Consider the following 20,005-nt stretch of genomic DNA (forward strand, 5'->3'; position numbering starts at 1 on the left):
GCAATCTATTATTTTTACCCCAACAAAAAAACCATTCGCTGTAGCGAATGGGTTTTGGTATTTTTAGAACAGTAAGTCTTACCAGATTTTTACTCTTTTTTCTGGAGCGATATACATCCCGTCATTGGGTTGAATGTTGAAAGCATCATAGAATGCATCTACGTTTTGTAAAGGCACATAGGCTCTGTACATACCTGGCGAATGCGGGTCGGTTTTTACTTGAGATTTCAAGGCTTCGTCTCTCATTTTAGAACGCCAAATGGTAGACCAAGAAATGAAGAAACGTTGTTCTGGGGTATACCCATCAATCAATCCTGGGTTGCCGTTTTCTTTTAAGTACAATTGCAAACCATCGTAAGCAGCATTTACTCCGCCTAAATCTCCAATGTTTTCACCTAAGGTAAATTTACCATCCACAAAAGTACCTGGAAGCGGTTGCAAAGCGCTGTATTGAGCTGCTAAAGCACCGGTTAAAGCACCAAATTTTTTCAAATCTTCTGGTGTCCACCAGTCCACTAAATTACCGTCGGCATTGTAACGCGCTCCTGAATCATCAAATCCGTGAGAGATTTCGTGACCAATAACGCCTCCAATTCCACCATAATTTACGGCTTCGTCAGCTTGGTAATTGTAAAAAGGTGGTTGCAAAATAGCGGCAGGGAATACAATTTCGTTGTTCGATGGATTGTAGTAAGCATTCACCGTTTGTGGTGCCATACCCCAACGGTCTTTGTCTACGGGTTTTGTTAATTCAGCAAAGTTTTCTTTATTACGCCAAATAGCAATGTTTCTTACGTTCTCAAAAAATGTTCCTCCTTCTGCTGGACTTTTGATAGTCAAAGCTGAGTAGTCTTTCCATTTGTCTGGATAACCAATTTTAACTCTTAGTTTGTTTAATTTGGCAATCGCACTTACTTTCGTTTCAGCCGACATCCAAGGTAAGTTGTTGATGCGGTTTTCGTAAGCACGGAAAATGTTTTTAATCATTTTTGCTGCCTTTTCTTTAGCTTCGGCAGGGAATTTTTTCTCTACGTATAATTTTCCTAAAGCTTCACCCACAGATCCTGTTACGGTTTGTAAAGCTCTTTCTTCAAAAGGTCTTTGTTTTACAGCACCCGTTAAGGTTTTGCCATAAAATTCAAAGTTAGCTTTTTCAATTTCTGTCGATAATTGGCTAGAAGCTCTGTTCAATAAAGACCAACGCATATAGGCTTTCCAGTCGTCTACTTTATTTTCTTTAAAAAGCGTTTCTAATGCCGTCATATATTTAGGTTGCGACACGATAATCGTTTGATTCGTAGGCAAACCAATTTTAGTGAAATACGTAGTCCAATCAATGGATGGCGTTAGTTTTTGTATTTCCGCAACAGTCATTGGGTTGTACGATTTACGACGGTCTCTTCTTTCTACACGGTCAAAACGAGGTTTAGACATTTCGATTTCTAAAGCCAAAATTTTCTCCGCATTGGCTTTCGCTTGTTCAGGTTTGTCGCCTAAATATTGCAACATTTTAGCCACGTGAAGTACGTATTTTTCTCTTTTTTCTTTAGAATCCTTTTCGTCACTTACATAATAATCACGGTCTGGTAAGCCTACGCCTCCAGGTCCTAAATTAATTACATTGACATTACTGTTTTTAGCATCGGTTCCTACACCAGCGCCAAAGAAACCAATGCCTCCTGTGGGTTCCATTTCGATTAATAAAGCTTGTAAATCTTTTACGTTTTTCACCGCGTTGATTTTTTTCAAATAAGGTTTTAGGGGAGCAATACCTAATTTGTTACGGCTTACGGTATCCAACATTGTTTTGTACAAATTGATGGCTTTACCTTGGTCGGTGTTGGATTTGTACGCTGGGTTGTTGGCGGCTTCTTTTAGAATCGCCAAAGCGTCAGTATCGGTGCGTTGACGCAATTCGTCAAAGCTTCCCCAGCGGGTTTTGTCGCCTGGGATTTCGGTAGTGTTCAACCAGGTTCCGTTTACATATCGGAAAAAATCATCGCTTGGTTTGATGGTTTTATCCATATATTGGATATTGATTCCTGGTTCTTTGGTGGCCGAAGCGGTTTGCGCTTGGCTCCATCCAAAACTAAAAACTGCTGGCAGGACAAACAGTAAGGTGGTGGACTTTTTAGGGGTCATATTAAAATTTGAATTAGTTACGATACATTCGTGTCAAAAAGCAAAAAATAGTTACAACAACCTTGCTTTTTTTTCGACAAAAAATACATTATTAAGAGAATTCGTCACAATGGAATTCCTTTTCCTGCTTGCATAAAATTAGCAGCAAAATAAAGATTTCTCTCGAATTTTGACTCTTGAAATTTTTATGCCAAGGGCAAGAATACCCTATTGGACTTCATAGTGTACTAAAGGTTTAACGTGTCGTGAAATTTTTTTCCGTGAGGGTTTATTAGCTTGATTAACAGTTTTCAAAATATCACTAAAAGTGGGTATTTTTTTACAGTTCTAAATTCTTACATTTGCAAACTATTCAATATAACTTTAAATAATTTATGAAAAGAAGTAGTAAAAAGTTTCGCTATCAATATCTGTTGTCAGCCACATTCTTTGTTCTTGCCCTGTTACTGTCATTAAGCAGTTGTGAATATGAAATTAATGATTTACATGAAAGTCAAGCTAACACTGCAAATCCGTTGCCTTTTGAGACCAAGTCTATCGCGCTGGAAGATGTACCAGAGGTAGAAAACTACATTACATCAATAATTGGTGATATTTCCCAAAAAGGAAAAACCAGCAAATCAAATGCAATTTCACTTGATGCCACCTTTGAAGTGGAAAAAATACAGGAAACTATTGATACCATAAAAAACAAAAATTACAACATAAGATTTACTTTTAAAGATACTCCCGAGCATATTTTTTATAATTTGATTGTCAATTTTTTGCCAAATGGTGAAAAGCATGCTTTTGTGGAGAGGTATACTTGTAATCCTGAAAGTTATTTGGTTTATAGAAATAGTCGATATAACATGAATTATTTTACAGGGAAAGTTGATCTTTTTTATTATACCTCATTTTTTGACAAACAATCCATTAAGGAAAAAGGAAAAAGCGCGATAGATTGCGTACCCAAGTATTATCCTAATGGAGATCCTGTACCCACCGTAAGTTCCTTTATTACTTCTGGCTCAAGTGTAAGTAGTGGAGGTACCCAAATGTACACTGGAACTCCTTTTGGAAACAGCCCACCTGCGACTTATGGACAAGGTCTACATGTTTCTATTAGTACTCCAAGTACAGCGGGAGATGGTTGCTGTAGTTGTGGTGATTGTGGTTTACATTGGTATCCTCCCACTAGAAAGAGCGAGCATGTAACTGAAAAGACGAGCAATGACCCTTGCCCGGATATTATACCAGTTGGTTTTATTGGTATAAAAGCAGAACCCGAACAGCTTCAAATATTGAGAGCTGAATTGGCCATTTCTTTGCAACATTGGCAATGGCTACATGGGAAAGATGAATTTTCTAAACTTATTTTAGATTATATAAGAACAAGCAATGATAAAAATAAAGCAAAACAGGCTTCACTAGCGGCACTAGATTTTTCTGTAAATAAAACCAAAGTAGAGTATCTTTTTGCTTTATCATTACTTAAAGAGCAAATCGCTAATCCCAATTTGTTTTTTGACATAAACGCTTCTTTTAAGTCGCCAATGAATATTGATTTATCATCTATTCCTTATGATATAACGAAACCAGAGCATCAAAAATTTAATGAGGTATATAAATCTTTGACTGAATCGCCAGAGTTTCAAAAACTATTTGTGGAATTATTTAAAGATAGCGAAAGATTTAATGTTAAATTCGAAATTGGAAATGTTTCAAGTGGAGCCAATGGAAATACAAACACAGATCTAAACAATCCATTGCTCAATACAATTACAATAAGTCCTGTATTCTTGAAAAATTCAAACAAAATGGAAATTGCTAAAACAATTATTCACGAATGCATTCATGCGTATTTAAATGTAAAACTCTGTGATGCAGGAAAAGGAATGAGCATTCCAACACTAAATAATTTAGATTATTACAATGTTGTAAACCAAAAATACAACGGTTTTAATGGTAGTCAAGACCAACATAATTTTATTTACAATTTTATGTTACCAACCTTGAAAACTATTCTTGCAGATGTAAAAGATAAGTTGGTAACACCAGCAAATAATACTGAAATGTTAGGGCTAATAATGCATATTCCAAAAGGATCAGTAGGAACACCCTTTATTTGGTCTGAATTTTATCACAATTTGGCTTTATCAGGTTTACAAGGATGTTCTTTTTTTCAAAATGAAATAGGTACATTAGATATTAATGGTCAACCTCTAGTTATTATTAATCAAGCATTAATGGATGCTTATAATCAATATAATAATTTTGGAAAACTGTATTTACACCCTTAAAACGAAAAAGATGAAAATTTACTTATTTATTTGTTTATTTATTCCAATTACTATTTTATCTCAAAATGCAGAAAAGATAAAGAAGGCTGATACTATATATGTATTTTTTAAAAGGGATAAAAATCAATTTTTTGAAAAAAACAATAGAATCGAATTAGGCAACTTAAATTATAACTATATTTTTAGAATTAATGAAACTTCTCAAAGTTTTATGACTTTTGTACATCACTATCGTTTAACTCCAGAAGAAAGGAGAGAAAGAAAGTCTTTTTTGAAAAAGAACAAAGATATAATTATAACCTATGATTTCTTGACAAAATATAATTTGGGAGAAGCTACGGAATTGATTGGTCATAAGAAAAAGGTGTATTTGATTGACAAAGAAGATATTAGTTGGTTTTCAATTAAACTTCTTGAGGTTAAAGTAATAGGTACTTGGAAGCAAAGTATAGAGTGAACTCAATTACTCTTAAATTCAGTGAGTTTTATGGTGTTCGATAGATAGGATTTGGTTGAAAGATTATAATTTTTAAAGTGGAATATGTTGAAAATCAAAAAAGTTATTTGTATTTCTAAACTCCTTTTTATTTGAAGTTCATTATTATCATAATTTGACTTTGTCGAAATCACAAGATTGTGCTTTTTTTAAAAGCGAAATTGGAACTTTTAATCAAGATGGAACAATAAAAACGATAGTAAGCATTATTAAAATGAATTATTATAATCAATACAAAATTCGATGTCAAACATGGCTACATTAAATAAATTTTTCTTTTTTAAAATTATACTCCTTTTTTATATAAAAACCTATTCACAAGATTTTAATAAAATAAAAGAAGCAGATACCATTTATATCATATTTAAAAAAGAACCCTACAAACAAATATATTTGGCTCAAAAAAAAGGGTTTGGGGATTATTATTTTAACTTTGATAAGTTTTATGAATTTAAACAGATTATTTTTTATCATAACCCAAAAGCTGCAGAAGAAAAAAAATTAAATAAATCATTTTTAAAAAAGCATAAAGATGTTTTAGTTAATTATAATTATTTAGTTAATATGTATAATTATCAAAATGCTAAAGAACTTTTATTAAATAAAAAGAAGATTTATTTGATAGATTATAATGATATAGGTTGGTTTACAATAAAATTAAGGGAGGTAAAAATTAGTAATGTAAATCTTAATCCAATTGAATAGTGCCTAAAAAATTGCTAATGCAAAAACAATTATTCACGAATGCATTCATGCTTATTTACATATCAAAGGAATGTACCCTAATGCTGGGGCAAGTATTCCAGGTATTGAAGAAATGGATTTGTAAAAAGTTATAAATGCAATTTACGGCAAGGACAGTGACCAACATACCTTTATGTATGAAAACATGGTAAAAACAATGCAAGGTATACTCAGTCAATTAAAGGATAAGCTAACAACTGAGGATAGAAGAAATGCTCTTGTAGATCTAAAAATTTATACCAAAGTTGATAGATCAGCATTCGAGATATGGAATTGGGAAAATTACTTTAAATACCTAAGTTTATCAGGATTAAGCGAGACAAAAATATTTATTAAAGATTTTCCTGCCAATTCCGATATCTTAAGGACTTTTAATAATTATAATGGTCAAGGTGAGGCCTATCTTAATAAGAACTAATTTTAAATAATTCATTTATGAAGATAATAGTTGTTTTAATTCTGATATTTACATATACCTCTATTTATAGTCAGGACTATAAAGCTTTAAAGAAAGCTGATACCATTTATGTACTTTTCAAAGGTAAAAAGTTTGAAAGAAAGGGAGTTTCTCCTGATAATGTTGAACGCTCATATCATTTTTATGGTTTTGAAAAAGAGTTTTTTTTTAGTCATTATAAATATCAAAGTTATGAGCGAAAAATAGCCAACATTGTATCGGATGTAAAAATAGTGGATGAAAGTTTTATAAAGAAAAACGATTCAAAAATTATTACACGGCGATTTTTAAAAAGAAATGATCTTTGTAAAGTTGTTGCTGAAATTTTAAATCATAATAGGACAATTTACATTATAGATTGCACTGAAAAAAAAGAAGGTAAAATTGTTTTATATGAAGTCTCAATGTCAACAATATGCCGCGGAGATGGTTGATTTTCTAGAAAAATTTGTGCTTTAATGTTAAATTTAAATTATGGATCATGTATATGAAAAAAACGATCCCACCAAAAATGAAGTACACGCGACCACAAGCGAAGATCCTGTAAGCAGAAACATAGTCATAAAAATTAGCAAGCAAATCTTGAGCCCTGATGGAACAATGAGGCAAACCAAAATTGAAAATGCCAAAACGATATTTCACGAATGCATTCATGCTTATCTTTTTGTAAAAGCGGGGAATTCTAATGTTGGTGTTGATTTTGTATCTACGTTAAACGAAATGTATCCTACTCCTTTGGCACAACATGATTTTATGTACAATAATATGATACCTACCATGCAAAAAGTACTAGGTGAGATTAGGGATTTGGTAACAAAGACACCTAGGAGAACTATATTAGAGGGATATACTATGCATCCGACTATAAATCCACTAACCAATGCACCCTTTAATTGGGCTGATTTTTATAAGTTTATAAGTTATAGCGGATTGGATGAAGCGAGTTGTTTTAAAGAATATGTTTTAAAAGATTCAAATCTACTTTCTTTGTTTAATCAATACGTAACAGCTGGAAAAATTGAATTAGACCGATAGATTATGAAAAATTTATATTTATTTATGCTGTTTATAGCTGGAATTATCTATTCTCAAGATATTTCTAATATAAGAACACTTGATACCATATTTGTAAGATTTAAAGAAAATAAATGGCAAACCAAAACTATACTTCCAGAAGGAAGTAAAGGTTTTAAAAGATGGTACATTCTAAAATTTAAGGAAAAATCCAAAATTGAATACTTGCAATTTTGGGTTAGTGAATATCCGAATTATAAAAGAAGGGAGTTGGGTGTGAAATCAGATTATCAATTAATAAAAAAATCAGACCTAAGAAAAATCAAGAGTAAAATTATCGGGATTGATTTTTTCAGAAAATATGGAATATATAGGAGTACCTATGAGGCTTTTGAAAAATGTAAAGTAATCTATATTCTTGATTACTCTGAAGTAAAAAAAGATGAAATTCCAATTTATGAAGTAACTAAATCGAGTTCGTATATAATGGGAGAGTAATAGAAAAAGCAGTTTTGTAACAAGTACAAAACTGCTTTTGTTTTAAATCAAAAATGGCAATTGCGATACTATTTTGCAGAATCATATACATCTTAATGTACTAAAAGACACAATTCAGTTCACTAAAAGTTTAACGTCTTGTGAAATTTTTTTGCGTGAGGGGTGGAGTGGAGCTCTTTTTTAATTCCATTGCCTAGGGTTTAAACCCTAGGCAATGGAATTAAAAAAGCGGGAACGGAGACCCGACCCTTTGCCTCGTTTTTTCTACGAGGCAAAGGGGCACGCCCAAATTATACCGATTATGTATTGCTTCGCCTGTTCGCTAACGCTCGGGTCAATATAGTTCAATAAAAATTGAACTATTTTCATACTATATCGGCATTATACCTTAACTCATTTGGGGTAAAATGTGTTTTTGTTTGGTATTATTTTAAAAAGAGTAGTGTAAGGCAGACCGTTGTTTTGTAATTTTGCGCGAAATTCAAATGTTGACTTTCTATTTTATTTTAAAAACCTACAGATGAAAGCTTTCTTCTATAAGTATCGTATATTTTTTGGTGTTTTATTGGTGTTTTCGGCGATTACTATTGGCTTGTTTTACAATGCGTTGAAGCCTCAAAAGAGTTTGCCTATTTACAATCCTGCCGACGTGAATCCTGAATTGGTGGACAGTACGGTGCAATATGTGAGTAAGGCACACACGATTGCCGATTTTTCGTTTGTGAATCAAAACGGGAAAACCATTACCCAAAAGGATTATGAAGGGAAAGTGTATGTGGCCGACTTTTTCTTTACCACCTGTGGTTCTATTTGCCCTAAAATGACCAAGAACTTGGCCGAAGTGCAAGCGGCTATCAAAAATAACCCCAAAGTAATGCTGTTGTCGCACACCGTTTTTCCAGAGACCGACAGTGTGCCAGTTTTAAAAGAATATGCGCTAAAACACGGCGTGATAGACAGCAAATGGAACTTGGTTACAGGCGATAAAAAGGCCATTTATACGATGGCTCGAAAATCATATTTGGCCGTTAAATTGGGAAAACCCGAAGAATTGTACGATATGGTACACACCGAGAATTTTGTGTTGGTGGACCAAAAAAGACGCGTTCGTGGTTTTTATGATGGAACCAAAAAAGAAGATATGACGCGATTGATAGAAGATATTAATTTTTTGTGCGCTAATTAGTTCTTCTTTTACTCACTCGCTTTTAAAAGTTTTGCCACGTATTGCACTAATTATACACAAATTTCAATGTGTTTTTTATTAGCTCCGCCTTTTCAAGTCAAAAATACTTATGAGTTGTATTATTTGTGAAACTTGATTTCTACTTTGATAGTTTTTTTGATACACTTCGTGAATTCGTGGCTACTTCTTTTATAATTGTGACAATTATCATTTGAATTTCTATTATAATATGTATTTTTGCAATCTTAATTCAATCTAAATAAGGTTTGTCAACAACGATACATTCACTCAAAAAAGGAGAAAAAGCTATTATCAAAGACTTTGATATTGATGCCATTCCATTAAAATTGCTCGAAATGGGCTGTTTGCCGGGTAATGAAGTAGAGTTGCTGCAAATCGCTCCCTTCGGAGATCCGTTGTACCTAAACATTAACGGATCGCACGTAGCCATTCGAGTAGCAACGGCTCAGGAAATAGAAGTGGAACGAATCCAATAAAGCTAATGACCAGCAATCACAACATCAATGTCGCTTTGATAGGGAACCCGAATGTGGGGAAAACCTCTGTCTTTAATCAACTAACGGGTTTGAACCAGCAAGTAGGGAATTATCCTGGAATTACGGTAGAAAAAAAGGTAGGTTTTTGTAAGTTGCCTTATAATTTCAAAGCCAATATTCTGGATTTACCAGGTACCTATAGTTTGAATGCCAGCTCGATTGATGAAAATGTAGTGATTGAATTATTACTCAATAAAAACGATAAATTATATCCCGATGTAGCCATTGTGGTAACAGATGTGGAGAATTTAAAGCGAAATCTACTGCTTTTTACCCAAATCAAAGACCTTGAAATTCCCACGATTTTGGTTATCAATATGGCGGATCGAATGGAATACAAAGGCATTAGCTTGGATATTCCTTATTTAGAAGAAAAGCTGAAAACCAAAGTCGCTTTGGTAAGTTCTAGAAAAGGATTTGGAATTGAGGAATTGAAAAATTTAATTGTTTCGTATAAATCCATTTCTAATGAACCTTGCTTGAATGCCTCTGTTATTGATTCGGAATATTTTGAAAATCTTCGCAAAGCGTTTCCGAATCAATTGTTGTATAAGTTGTGGTTGGTGATTACCCAAGATGTGAACTTTTTGAATTTAGAGCGCAAAGAAATTCAGAGTACGTTCACCAAATCGCATTCGGATTTGAAACGATTGCAGCAAAAAGAAACCATTAAGCGCTACCAATTCATCAACGATGTGTTGAAAGTGGGATTGACCATCGACCAATCTATTGCTAAAGATTTTAGAGCCCAATTGGATCGTGTGTTGACGCATAAATTCTGGGGCTATGTGATTTTCTTTTGTATTTTGTTTGGTATTTTTCAATCCATTTTTGTGTGGTCCGAAGCCCCAATGGACTTTATCGATAGCTCATTTGCTAGTTTGAGTGCTTGGTCTGCTGAGGTTTTGCCTGCAGGTATGTTGACCAATTTGATTTCGCAGGGGATTATCCCAGGAATTGGCGGTATCTTAATTTTTATTCCTCAGATTGCTTTTTTGTTTTTGTTCATTTCGATACTCGAGGAAAGCGGCTATATGAGTCGTGTGGTGTTTTTGATGGATAAAATTATGAGTAAGTTTGGGTTGTCGGGTAAAAGTGTCGTGCCTTTGGTTTCTGGTACGGCTTGTGCTATTCCGGCGATTATGGCGACTCGTAATATCGAAAATTGGAAAGAACGCTTGATTACCATTTTGGTTACTCCGTTTACCACTTGTTCTGCGCGTTTGCCAGTTTACGCGATCATTATTGGGTTGGTGATTCCGGATCAAAGGGTGTTGGGAATCTTAAATCTACAAGGTCTGACGCTAATGATGTTGTACTTGTTGGGATTTGGAATGGCAATTTTTTCAGCTTATGTTTTGAATAAGATGTTGAAAATCAAAGGGAAGTCCTATTTCATTGTAGAAATGCCTAACTATAAATTGCCTTTGTTTAAAAACGTAGGCATCAACGTGATCGAAAAGACCAAAGCGTTTGTGTTTGGTGCTGGAAAAATCATTTTGGCAATTTCGATTATTTTATGGTTTTTAGCTTCGTATGGTCCAGGTGAAAACTTTAGTAATGCGGAGCAAATTGTAGTAAACAAACACGCTGATAAACCGCTTTCAGCAACCGAGCTTGAGAACGAAGTCGCTTCGCAAAAATTGGAGAATTCTTATATCGGATTGATGGGCAAATCTATTGAACCTGTTTTGACGCCTTTGGGTTATGATTGGAAAATAGGAATTGCCATTATCAGTTCATTTGCAGCCCGAGAAGTTTTTGTAGGTACCTTGGCTACGATTTATAGCGTTGGCGACACCGATAATGAAGACACCATCAAGAATAAAATGCAATCCGAAATCAATCCTTTAACAGGTGAAAAAGTCTTCAATTTTGCCTCTGGGATTTCTTTACTACTTTTTTATGCTTTTGCTATGCAATGCGTCAGCACGCTCGCTGTTACTCGCAAAGAGACCAACAGTTGGAGATGGCCTTTGGGACAACTTCTTTTTATGAGCGCTTTTGCTTATACGGTGGCTTTAGTAGCGTATCAATTACTTAGTTAGGTGCTAAAACAAACGTTAAAAACAATTTTTAATTTGTCTAAATAAGAATCCGAACTTACATTTGCAGTGTAGAATTAATCTAAATAAAAATGAAATTATTCTTTTCTGCGCTTGTACTAGTGACAAGTAGTTTGGCTTTCGGACAACAAGATGCTAATGATGTTGCCCTAAATGATACTGTAAAAAAGTTATATCCTGTAACCGTTTATTATAAAAAACAGCCTGTAGAGCGCTTGAAAGAAGTGCAAGGGCATAGTTTGTTTTCTGGAAAGAAAAACGAAGTGATTTCATTATTAAATACCAATGGAAATGTGGTGACTAACAACGCAAGAGAAATTTTTGCGAAAGTACCTGGTGTTTCGATTTGGGAAAATGAGGGGTCTGGAATACAAATCAATGTGGGAGTTCGAGGGTTGAGTCCAAACAGAAGTTGGGAGTTGAATACACGTCAGAATGGCTATGATATTTCATCGGATGTATTTGGATATCCAGAAGCCTATTACAATCCGCCATTGGAAGCAGTAGCCAATATTCAGTTGGTTCGCGGTGGCGCTTCACTACAATTTGGATCACAGTTTGGCGGAATGCTCAACTACGAATTAAAAAGCGAAACCGAAAAGGCTTTCTCTTTCGAAACGCAAAACACGGTAGGGAGTTACGGCTTGTTTAGTTCCTATAACGCCATTGGTGGAACCACAAAAAAAATAGATTATTACGTATATAATCATTCCAGAAATGGGGAGGGTTGGAGAGAAAATGGGCGTTATTCGGTGCGCAATACCCACGCCTATTTCGCGTACAAGTTCAACGAGAAAACCAAACTTTCGGCAGAATATACCAATATGGATTATGACATGCAACAATCGGGAGGTTTGACAGATGCGCAATTTGAAGCCAATCCACAGCAATCCCTTCGCAGTCGTAACTGGTTTGGTACGCCTTGGAATGTTGGAGCTTTGATTTTGGATACCCAATTCAGTGATCGCTTGACTTTTAATGCGAAACTTTTTGGATTAATAGGCGAACGTAATTCGGTAGGTTTTTTGGCAGCTCCAAGTGTGGCAGATGCTATTAATCCCGCTACGAATGCTTATGACAATCGTCAGGTAGATCGTGATTTTTATAAAAATATTGGTTTAGAAACCAGAAGTATTTTTAAGTACACACTAGGAATAGAAGAACAAAAATTAGCCTTTGGTATTCGTCTGTACCAAGCCAATATGAACCGTGTGCAACAAGGAAGAGGAACAACGGGTTCCGATTTTGATTTGACGATTGAAGGTCGTTACAATCGCGATTTAGATTTTACTACTGATAATTTTGCGGCTTTTGCCGAAAATCAGTTCAAAATTACCCCAAGATTAAGTCTGACTCCTGGTGTACGCTTTGAATCGATTCGTTCTACCAGTGAAGGAAGAATTAATATTGATAATGGTAATGATGTGATGGCCAATCCACAAGACATTACCCGAAATGTGGCATTGTTTGGTTTAGGAGTGGAATACAAATGGGAAAGAACCAATTTTTACGGTAATTTTTCGCAAGCCTTTCGCCCAGTGTTATTTTCGGATTTGACGCCATCTGCAACCACCGATGTGATTGATCCTAATTTGAAAGATGGAAGTGGCTACAATTTGGATTTAGGGTATCGTGGTGCTCTTTTTGGATTTGTAAATTTCGATGTTTCTTATTTTTATTTACTGTATCAAAACAGAGTGGGAAGTATTCGTCAATTTACCAATAACGACCCAACGCAAAGCACTTATTTGTTTAGAACCAACTTAGGAGAGACTATCCATAAAGGTTTTGAAGGATTCGTGAATGTGAATGTGACCAAAGCGTTTCAGGTAAATGAAGCCATTGGAGATATTAATTTCTTTGCTACGCTATCTTTTATAGATGCTACTTACTCTGATTTTAGACTGACTCAAGTATCGGGAACGATTCCAGATATTAAGATCACGCAAAGCAATTTGGCTGGAAAACAAGTGGAAAACGCGCCACGCTACATCCACAATTTTGGTATTAGCTGGGATTTCAAAAATATTTCTACCACGTTTCAAAATCGTAGAACCAGTAAGATTTATACCGATGCCAACAACACCGAAACGCCAACAGCAAACGGTGTAACGGGAGCATTAGCAGGATTTAGTGTCTATGATTTCTCTATGAAATATGACTTTTTAGGGAATTACAATATCAAGTCGGGAGTCAATAACCTTACGAATGTTAGTTATGCTACACGTCGTGCTGGAGGTTATCCTGGACCTGGAGTATTGCCTAATGACGGACGTACTTTTTACATCAGTATTGGTGCCAAATTTTAAATAAAGCCTACCTTTAACCCAGATTTCTAATGCGGAATCTGGGTTTAATTCTTTAAAATGAACCTACTATGTTGGTACAAGAAATCATCGCTTTTTCCTTATTGGCTATTGCCATTGTTTTCCTCATTCGGAAGTTTTTCTGGAAAAAGAAGTCCAAAAAAAACTGTGGAGACGGGAATTGTGGGTGTGGTTAAATCCCTATATTTGTATGTAATTTGTTCAATACAATTCTCGGTGTTGTATTCAAATGATTTGAAGCACAGTCTTATAGGTAATATTCTGATCAATGTTTCTCTAAATGATGTCATCTATCACAGTTAAAACAATCTACAAATGAAAAATATTTCAGGTGTTGAATTTAAAAGAGATGTTTCGGGTAAAGCAAAATCGGTAACGATAGATTTACAAAAACACGGAGAAGCCTTGCAGTTTTTTTTAGAGCAAGTAGGAGCTTTATCCGAAGAAGAAAATTTTGAAAAAAAATGGTCTGAGGGTATTTCAGGAGAGGAATTGGTCAAACGTGTTCACACCCATTTACGCACCTTGCCTTGGAAAAAAGAATAGTCTATACTCCATCATTTGAAAACTATTTGATTGATTTAATTACTATTCTATTTTTTGAAAAGTATTTCAGTTATATAGAAAATGCAGAAAAATATGTAATTGCGCTTCGAGATGAAATCGAAAAGTATATTGATGTAAGGCAACACTACAAAACGCCTAAATTTTTAAGTCAATTTGGAAGCTACTTTATTGTAATTTCGTTAAATAACAAAACATCTTGGTATGTCTTTTTTGACCAAAGAGACCATCGTTATTTGGTTCAGTATATCACTAATAATCATATGGAAGAAGCTAGTTCACTTACGCTAAGTTAAATCCGCTTCACGTACAAGTTTCCTGCAATTTTTGACGATACGGTAAGTGGCGTATCGTTGATGATTAAATGTAAAGAGGCATCAAAATTTTCTCTCCCCAATACTTTGATTACCGCTCCTAGAGCAATCTTTTGTTTGTTCAAGTATTGTAAAAAATCAGCAGAGGAATCTTTTACTCCCACACAAATAGCGGAATCCTTTTCGGCCAATTCTGAGAGCAGTAGCTTTTCTGTTTTAGTGATTTTTCCTTGTGCATCAGGAATGGGATCGCCGTGAGGATCTTCGGTGGGGTTGCCCAAAAAATCATCGAGTTTATTGATGAGTTGTTCGGATTTGATATGTTCTAATTGCTCAGCGATGTCGTGTACTTCGTCCCAAGTAAAAGCCAATTTTTCAACCAAAAATACTTCCCACAAACGGTGTTTACGAACAATCATTTTGGCAGCGTGCCTTCCTTTATCGGTCAAGGAAACTCCTTGGTATTTGATGTAATGAATCAGGCTTTTGTCTGATAATTTCTTCAACATATCGGTTACCGAAGAGGCTTTGGTTTCCATCATTTCTGCAATGGCATTGGTAGGCACTTCAGTCTCTAGCTGCACCGTCAAATGATAAATGGCTTTTAGGTAATTTTCTTCGGAGTGGGTCATCATATGAAATGGAATTTTTAACCTCTTTCAGCTTTTAAAGCCAGAATGAGGCTATTTTATTTTTTAGCATTATTAATCAATACTAATGGAATGGAAATCTTGTGGCGCAAATGATCGATTGTGGTTCCTAATAGTAAATCTTTAAATCCAGTATGGCCATGCGTACCCATAATGAGCAAATCGAATTTGCCTTTATTGACCAATTTTGGAAGTACTTTGTTGGGCTTCCCAAAACCAAGTAGGGTTTTGACATGGAAACCTTTTTCTTGAAACATTTCCTTGTATTCTAGTAATAATTTTTCGTCGATTGTAGTTTCGTGATCGTCGGTTTGTTTGCCGTACATCATAGCGCCAACAGTTTCTACCACATGGATCAGCGTATATTTAGCCTCTTTTCCACCCATATTAAAGGCGTAGTTAATGGCAGTTTCATCGGCAAAAGAAAAATCGACTGCAATAGCAATTTTTTGAGGGAGATGTGCCTCGGTAGCATTGAATTGCAAGGCCATATTATGTGGTGAATGATTTTGTATGGTATATTTTGTCTTAGCTAAGAACGGTTTTATAACTATATAAAGTAGTAAAATTAAGAAACCGATAGCAAGAGGAACTACTGTTACCCACAACACCATTGGGTTTTGAGACTCCGTTAACCAACCTTGAATTTCGTCAAAAACCAATTTAGCGTTGAGCGAAACAATAATCAAAGCAATCATCCAAGCGGCTATTTTTGTTATGGTATTGATATGGAAACCATTCATTTTGTTTTTATCGCTTACAAAATGTATCAATGGAATAATGGCAAATCCCAATTGTAAACTCAAAATCACTTGACTGAAAATAAGTAGTTTTCCCGTGACACTTTCGCCATAAATCAAGATTACAATTACTGCTGGAACTATGGCTATTATTCTGGTAATAATGCGTCGTACCCAAGGCTGAATGCGTAAATTCAAATAGCCCTCCATTACAATTTGGCCTGCTAAAGTTCCCGTAATTGTTGAACTTTGTCCAGCAGCAATCAATGCCACGGCAAATAGGATAGAAGCCCATTTCGTGCCTAAAATTGGGGCTAAAAATTTATGGGCATCTTGAATTTCTGCTACTTCAAATAGTCCGTTTTTGTAGAAGGTGGCTGCAGCCAAAATCAAAATAGCGGCATTCACAAAAAAAGCCAAATTCAGTGCAATCGTCGAATCAATTAGATTGTATTTTAGGGCTTGACGGATGCCTTTCGGACTGCGATCAAATTTTCGGGTTTGCACCAAAGACGAATGCAAGTACAAATTGTGGGGCATTACCGTGGCTCCAATTATTCCAATGGCAATATAAAGTGCAGCTTCATTTGGAATGGAGGGAATCAATCCTAAAACAACTTTGTCCATTTCAGGTTGGGCAAAAAACATTTCAAAGACGAATGAAAATCCTATAATGGCGACTAAAACAATGATAAAAGCCTCCATTTTTCGAATGCCTTTATTGATTAAAAAAAGCAATAAAAAAGTATCCAAAACCGTAATCAAAACGCCTTCTATTAACGGAATATCAAACAGTAAGTTAATCCCAATCGCCATTCCGAGTACTTCGGCCAAATCACAAGCAGCAATGGCAATTTCGGCCAAAAAATATAAAATGTAATTCACAAAAGGCGAATAGGTTTCGCGTGAGGCTTGTGCCAAATCACGTTGGGTGACAATCCCTAAACGAGCACTCAAACTTTGCAATAGCAATGCCATAAGATTACTCATCAGCAATACCCACAATAGTGAATAGCCAAATTGACTTCCACCCGCAATATCAGTGGCCCAGTTTCCCGGATCCATGTAGCCTACACTTACGAGATAGGCAGGGCCTAGAAAAGCAAGGATTTTTCTAAACGTTGATTTTTTATTTTGTGTAGTCACCGATTGGTTGACTTCTTCTAAGGAATGACTCAATTGTATAGTGTTTTAAAACCCAAATATATACAAAAAAGTTTACTTTAAATATTTTTTTAGACTAGTCTAAATAATTAAGAAGTTTATTGGCAATTGGGACAAATTCCAGTTACGGTGAAATTAGTTTCTTTCACCACATAGGAAGAAGGAATTTCAAACTGAGGGACTACAGCATCCAAACAGCTTACCGATTGGCATTTTTCACAATGAAAATGCACGTGGTTGTGCTGATGCGGATGGTGGTCGTGAGTATGGGTATGATGGCAACTAGCATATTTTACGGTACCTTCAGGAGTAGCGATTTTATGAATACTGTCTTCGTTTACTAATCGATCCAAAACGCGATAAATAGTGACGCGATCGCAAAGACCGTTCAGCTGATGTTGAATTTCAACATGCGATAGCGCCACTTTTGATTCGGATAAAAGGGAAGCAATGGCTGTTTTGGCCGCTGTGTTACGGGTAGTTTTCATAAAAAAAATAAATAACGCAACAATGTTGCAATAAATAAAAAAGAGGCTATCTTTGTCTTTCACAAAAATACAAAAAAATGAAGAAGCAAGCTTTGATTGTTCAGGACGTTTTGGGAATTTCGAGTGCTAGTATCTGTTTGGTACATTGTATTGTATTTCCATTGCTTTCGGTATTGCCTATGGGAATTGCTCACAACCCTTGGATTGATGTTTTCTTTTTTGGAATAGCCGCTGTTTTGATCTTTTCTATTTTGAAAGGTTCAGGGCCATTTTATATCAAATTGACACTACTGTTTTCTTTGTTCTTGGTATTTAATGGGATGCTTTTGGATTTTGCTTTGCATCAAGAAACCTATTTGGTTCCCATCGGAGGACTTGGGATTATTGTTGGTCATGTTTTGCATTTTTTATATCATCAAAAAAAATAACTTTTGCGTTAATTAAAGCAATTGAAAGCCTACTTTTGCACTTTCAATGGATTATTCAAGCTGTTTAAAATGCTATTATTGTTATGAGTGCTACCTATTTTTTTTCTCCAGAAGAACTTTCTTTACTTCAAGAAACTAGTAAACAAAAAACAGTAACGGCTGTCTTTTATCATTTGTGGGTTAATTTGGTACAACCCGACAATCAATTTATTTTTATTGATACCGTTGAGTTGCATTTTGAGAATCATCAAAAATTGTTTTTTAAAATCAATGAGGAGGATACCGGATTTTCTATCGTGACTGATTATGATTTTGAAAAAGAACAACAACAACTAGCAGAACAATTTAACGGTACCTTATCTTTAAAACGAATTGATGTTTCTGCCTCGCCTTTATGGATAGAAAACATCAAAACACCTTTGCTATCTATAAAACCAGAGCGAGAGGATGCGCCCATGTCAGGCGATTATGTCAGTATTACTTTCGAAGCTGGAGCTTTGGAGATTGATTATAATCAAGAATCTGGTTTAACGGTGGCGGTTTTCGAGGAGATTTAGTATTTCATCTTACTAACATTTAAGTTCCCTTTTCCATTTTTTGGTAAAGGGATTTTTTTTGGTCAAAATTATACTGCAACAATATTGCATTAGATTAATATTTGTATATATTTGCAACAATATTGCAATAACAGTCGTTTGTTGAAAATTTTAAAACTTAAAGATATTAACACTCTCGTTTTAGCGATACTATTGAACGGTAATCTGAATGATTTCAAAAAAACTTTTGAGAAAAGTCAATGATATATAGATTTTTAGTCACAGATGGAGAAAAAGAAATAATAGGCAGGGAATTTCTAATTGAGTTTTAAAAGACATACTATGAAAACACTTTTAATTCTATTACTATCATTAAAACTATTTGCAACCTTAGAACAAGATGTTCCAAAAGAGATTGTTAGAATAATGAAATCGGGCAATGGTTGCTCTATCGAAACAGCTTTTGAAGTTTATACAATTGAGGAAGAATACAAGCTACTTCGGTTTTTGAAATTGACCCCAATTATTCAAAAGCTTGAAGTAAAAGATGGAGTGTTTTATGATAGTTTCAAAATAGATTCCAGAACCATTTATTTCAAAATGCTATCCAAAACAAAAAGACCAAGCCCCAATCCTTTTAATACCTAAAATATGTTACAAGCACAAAATTTAACCAAAAAATATGGTGACCAAGTTGCCTTAAATTCCTTGAACCTCCACATCAAAAAAGGAGAAATTTTTGCTCTTTTGGGTCAAAATGGAGCCGGAAAAACAACAACCATCAATTTGTTTTTGGGATTTATAAAACCTACCGAAGGTCATTTGACAATCAATGGAATCTCGGTAACAAAAGACCCTCAAAGAACCAAAAAAGAGGTCGCTTACATTCCTGAAACACTAATGCTATATCCTAATCTTACGGCTTTAGAAAATCTAAAATTCTTTTCAGCATTGGCAGGATTTAATTATTCTAAAAGTGAATTGACTTATTTTTTATCTAAGGTAGGATTGCAACTTTCTGCACACGATCAATACTTGGCAGGATATTCAAAGGGGATGCGACAAAAAGTAGGTATCGCCATTGCGCTTGCAAAACAAGCAACCGCATTACTTTTAGACGAACCAACAAGTGGTTTAGACCCAAAGGCTTCCAATGAATTTTCTCAAATCCTGAAAGAACTTTCGGCAGACGGAACAGCAATCTTAATGGCTACTCACGATATTTTTAGGGCTAGAGAAGTTGCCACACATATCGGAATTATGAAAGAAGGAAATCTGGTTATGATTATAGAAGCTCAAAAAATATCTGCCAACGAATTAGAAAATCTTTACTTAAAAACCGTTTAAAATAA

Annotated in this window: 22 protein-coding genes; 18 read left to right on the plus strand and 4 right to left on the minus strand. The window is 34.9% G+C overall.

Features of this window, described 5'->3' with window-relative positions; translation table 11 throughout:
* Nucleotides 1-78: 78 nt before the first annotated feature.
* A complete protein-coding gene (locus WFZ86_RS17745) occupies nucleotides 79-2,142 on the minus strand; it encodes a M13 family metallopeptidase (protein WP_342693173.1) in 2,064 nt (687 codons plus the stop codon).
* Between the two features lie 374 nt (nucleotides 2,143-2,516).
* Here WFZ86_RS17745 and WFZ86_RS17750 point away from each other — a divergent pair, with 374 nt between their 5' ends.
* From WFZ86_RS17750 to WFZ86_RS17815, 14 genes are all read left to right on the plus strand, one after another.
* The gene (locus WFZ86_RS17750) at nucleotides 2,517-4,424 is read left to right on the plus strand and encodes a SprT-like domain-containing protein (protein WP_342693174.1); all 1,908 of its coding nucleotides are present in this window, start codon (nucleotides 2,517-2,519) and stop codon (nucleotides 4,422-4,424) included.
* Nucleotides 4,425-4,434: 10 nt separating this feature from the next.
* On the plus strand, nucleotides 4,435-4,881 hold the full coding sequence (locus tag WFZ86_RS17755; RefSeq protein ID WP_342693175.1) for a hypothetical protein: 447 nt from the start codon (nucleotides 4,435-4,437) through the stop codon (nucleotides 4,879-4,881).
* Nucleotides 4,882-5,172: 291 nt separating this feature from the next.
* Nucleotides 5,173-5,625: a hypothetical protein gene (locus WFZ86_RS17760; RefSeq protein WP_342693176.1), complete on the plus strand. Its 453-nt coding sequence runs from the start codon at nucleotides 5,173-5,175 to the stop codon at nucleotides 5,623-5,625.
* 196 nt (nucleotides 5,626-5,821) lie between these two features.
* Nucleotides 5,822-6,082 carry a hypothetical protein gene (locus WFZ86_RS17765; RefSeq protein WP_342693177.1) on the plus strand — a complete coding sequence of 87 codons (261 nt, stop codon included), beginning with the start codon at nucleotides 5,822-5,824 and terminating at the stop codon, nucleotides 6,080-6,082.
* A gap of 17 nt (nucleotides 6,083-6,099) precedes the next feature.
* Nucleotides 6,100-6,555, plus strand: coding sequence for a hypothetical protein (locus WFZ86_RS17770; protein ID WP_342693178.1), 456 nt, complete (start codon nucleotides 6,100-6,102; stop codon nucleotides 6,553-6,555).
* Between the two features lie 40 nt (nucleotides 6,556-6,595).
* The gene (locus WFZ86_RS17775; RefSeq protein WP_342693179.1) at nucleotides 6,596-7,156 is read left to right on the plus strand and encodes a hypothetical protein; all 561 of its coding nucleotides are present in this window, start codon (nucleotides 6,596-6,598) and stop codon (nucleotides 7,154-7,156) included.
* Nucleotides 7,157-7,159: 3 nt separating this feature from the next.
* A complete protein-coding gene (locus tag WFZ86_RS17780) occupies nucleotides 7,160-7,633 on the plus strand; it encodes a hypothetical protein (protein ID WP_342693180.1) in 474 nt (157 codons plus the stop codon).
* Between the two features lie 520 nt (nucleotides 7,634-8,153).
* Nucleotides 8,154-8,819, plus strand: a complete 666-nt coding sequence (locus tag WFZ86_RS17785) for an SCO family protein (protein WP_342693181.1) — start codon at nucleotides 8,154-8,156, stop codon at nucleotides 8,817-8,819.
* Between the two features lie 266 nt (nucleotides 8,820-9,085).
* A complete protein-coding gene (locus tag WFZ86_RS17790; RefSeq protein WP_064715396.1) occupies nucleotides 9,086-9,316 on the plus strand; it encodes a FeoA family protein in 231 nt (76 codons plus the stop codon).
* 5 nt (nucleotides 9,317-9,321) lie between these two features.
* Nucleotides 9,322-11,424, plus strand: a complete 2,103-nt coding sequence (feoB, locus tag WFZ86_RS17795; protein WP_342693182.1) for a ferrous iron transport protein B — start codon at nucleotides 9,322-9,324, stop codon at nucleotides 11,422-11,424.
* 89 nt (nucleotides 11,425-11,513) lie between these two features.
* Nucleotides 11,514-13,751, plus strand: coding sequence for a TonB-dependent receptor family protein (locus tag WFZ86_RS17800; RefSeq protein ID WP_342693183.1), 2,238 nt, complete (start codon nucleotides 11,514-11,516; stop codon nucleotides 13,749-13,751).
* A gap of 68 nt (nucleotides 13,752-13,819) precedes the next feature.
* Nucleotides 13,820-13,945, plus strand: a complete 126-nt coding sequence (locus WFZ86_RS17805; RefSeq protein WP_342693184.1) for a FeoB-associated Cys-rich membrane protein — start codon at nucleotides 13,820-13,822, stop codon at nucleotides 13,943-13,945.
* A 139-nt stretch (nucleotides 13,946-14,084) separates the two neighbouring features.
* On the plus strand, nucleotides 14,085-14,315 hold the full coding sequence (locus WFZ86_RS17810) for a hypothetical protein (protein ID WP_064715399.1): 231 nt from the start codon (nucleotides 14,085-14,087) through the stop codon (nucleotides 14,313-14,315).
* On the plus strand, nucleotides 14,300-14,629 hold the full coding sequence (locus tag WFZ86_RS17815; protein WP_342693185.1) for a hypothetical protein: 330 nt from the start codon (nucleotides 14,300-14,302) through the stop codon (nucleotides 14,627-14,629). Before WFZ86_RS17810 ends, WFZ86_RS17815 begins: the two co-directional genes overlap by 16 nt.
* On the opposite strand, the gene WFZ86_RS17820 is transcribed toward WFZ86_RS17815, so the two are convergent.
* The 3 genes from WFZ86_RS17820 to WFZ86_RS17830 form a co-directional block, all read right to left on the minus strand.
* Entirely contained in the window at nucleotides 14,626-15,279 is a 654-nt protein-coding gene (locus WFZ86_RS17820) for a metal-dependent transcriptional regulator (RefSeq protein WP_342693214.1), read from the minus strand. The two genes, WFZ86_RS17815 and WFZ86_RS17820, sit on opposite strands and share 4 nt — an antisense overlap.
* Nucleotides 15,280-15,335: 56 nt before the next feature.
* Nucleotides 15,336-17,216 carry an Nramp family divalent metal transporter gene (locus WFZ86_RS17825; protein ID WP_342693186.1) on the minus strand — a complete coding sequence of 627 codons (1,881 nt, stop codon included), beginning with the start codon at nucleotides 17,214-17,216 and terminating at the stop codon, nucleotides 15,336-15,338.
* 83 nt (nucleotides 17,217-17,299) lie between these two features.
* Nucleotides 17,300-17,689 (minus strand): Fur family transcriptional regulator, encoded by a 390-nt coding sequence (locus WFZ86_RS17830; RefSeq protein WP_342693187.1) that lies wholly within the window; start codon nucleotides 17,687-17,689, stop codon nucleotides 17,300-17,302.
* 77 nt (nucleotides 17,690-17,766) lie between these two features.
* Here WFZ86_RS17830 and WFZ86_RS17835 point away from each other — a divergent pair, with 77 nt between their 5' ends.
* From WFZ86_RS17835 to WFZ86_RS17850, 4 genes are all read left to right on the plus strand, one after another.
* Nucleotides 17,767-18,117: a MerC domain-containing protein gene (locus WFZ86_RS17835; RefSeq protein WP_315176046.1), complete on the plus strand. Its 351-nt coding sequence runs from the start codon at nucleotides 17,767-17,769 to the stop codon at nucleotides 18,115-18,117.
* An 83-nt stretch (nucleotides 18,118-18,200) separates the two neighbouring features.
* Nucleotides 18,201-18,674, plus strand: coding sequence for a hypothetical protein (locus WFZ86_RS17840; RefSeq protein WP_342693188.1), 474 nt, complete (start codon nucleotides 18,201-18,203; stop codon nucleotides 18,672-18,674).
* A gap of 321 nt (nucleotides 18,675-18,995) precedes the next feature.
* Nucleotides 18,996-19,301: a hypothetical protein gene (locus tag WFZ86_RS17845; protein WP_342693189.1), complete on the plus strand. Its 306-nt coding sequence runs from the start codon at nucleotides 18,996-18,998 to the stop codon at nucleotides 19,299-19,301.
* Between the two features lie 3 nt (nucleotides 19,302-19,304).
* Nucleotides 19,305-20,000 carry an ABC transporter ATP-binding protein gene (locus WFZ86_RS17850; RefSeq protein WP_342693190.1) on the plus strand — a complete coding sequence of 232 codons (696 nt, stop codon included), beginning with the start codon at nucleotides 19,305-19,307 and terminating at the stop codon, nucleotides 19,998-20,000.
* Nucleotides 20,001-20,005: the final 5 nt, after the last annotated feature.

The organism is Flavobacterium polysaccharolyticum, assembly GCF_038739875.1.
GTDB lineage: Bacteria > Bacteroidota > Bacteroidia > Flavobacteriales > Flavobacteriaceae > Flavobacterium > Flavobacterium polysaccharolyticum.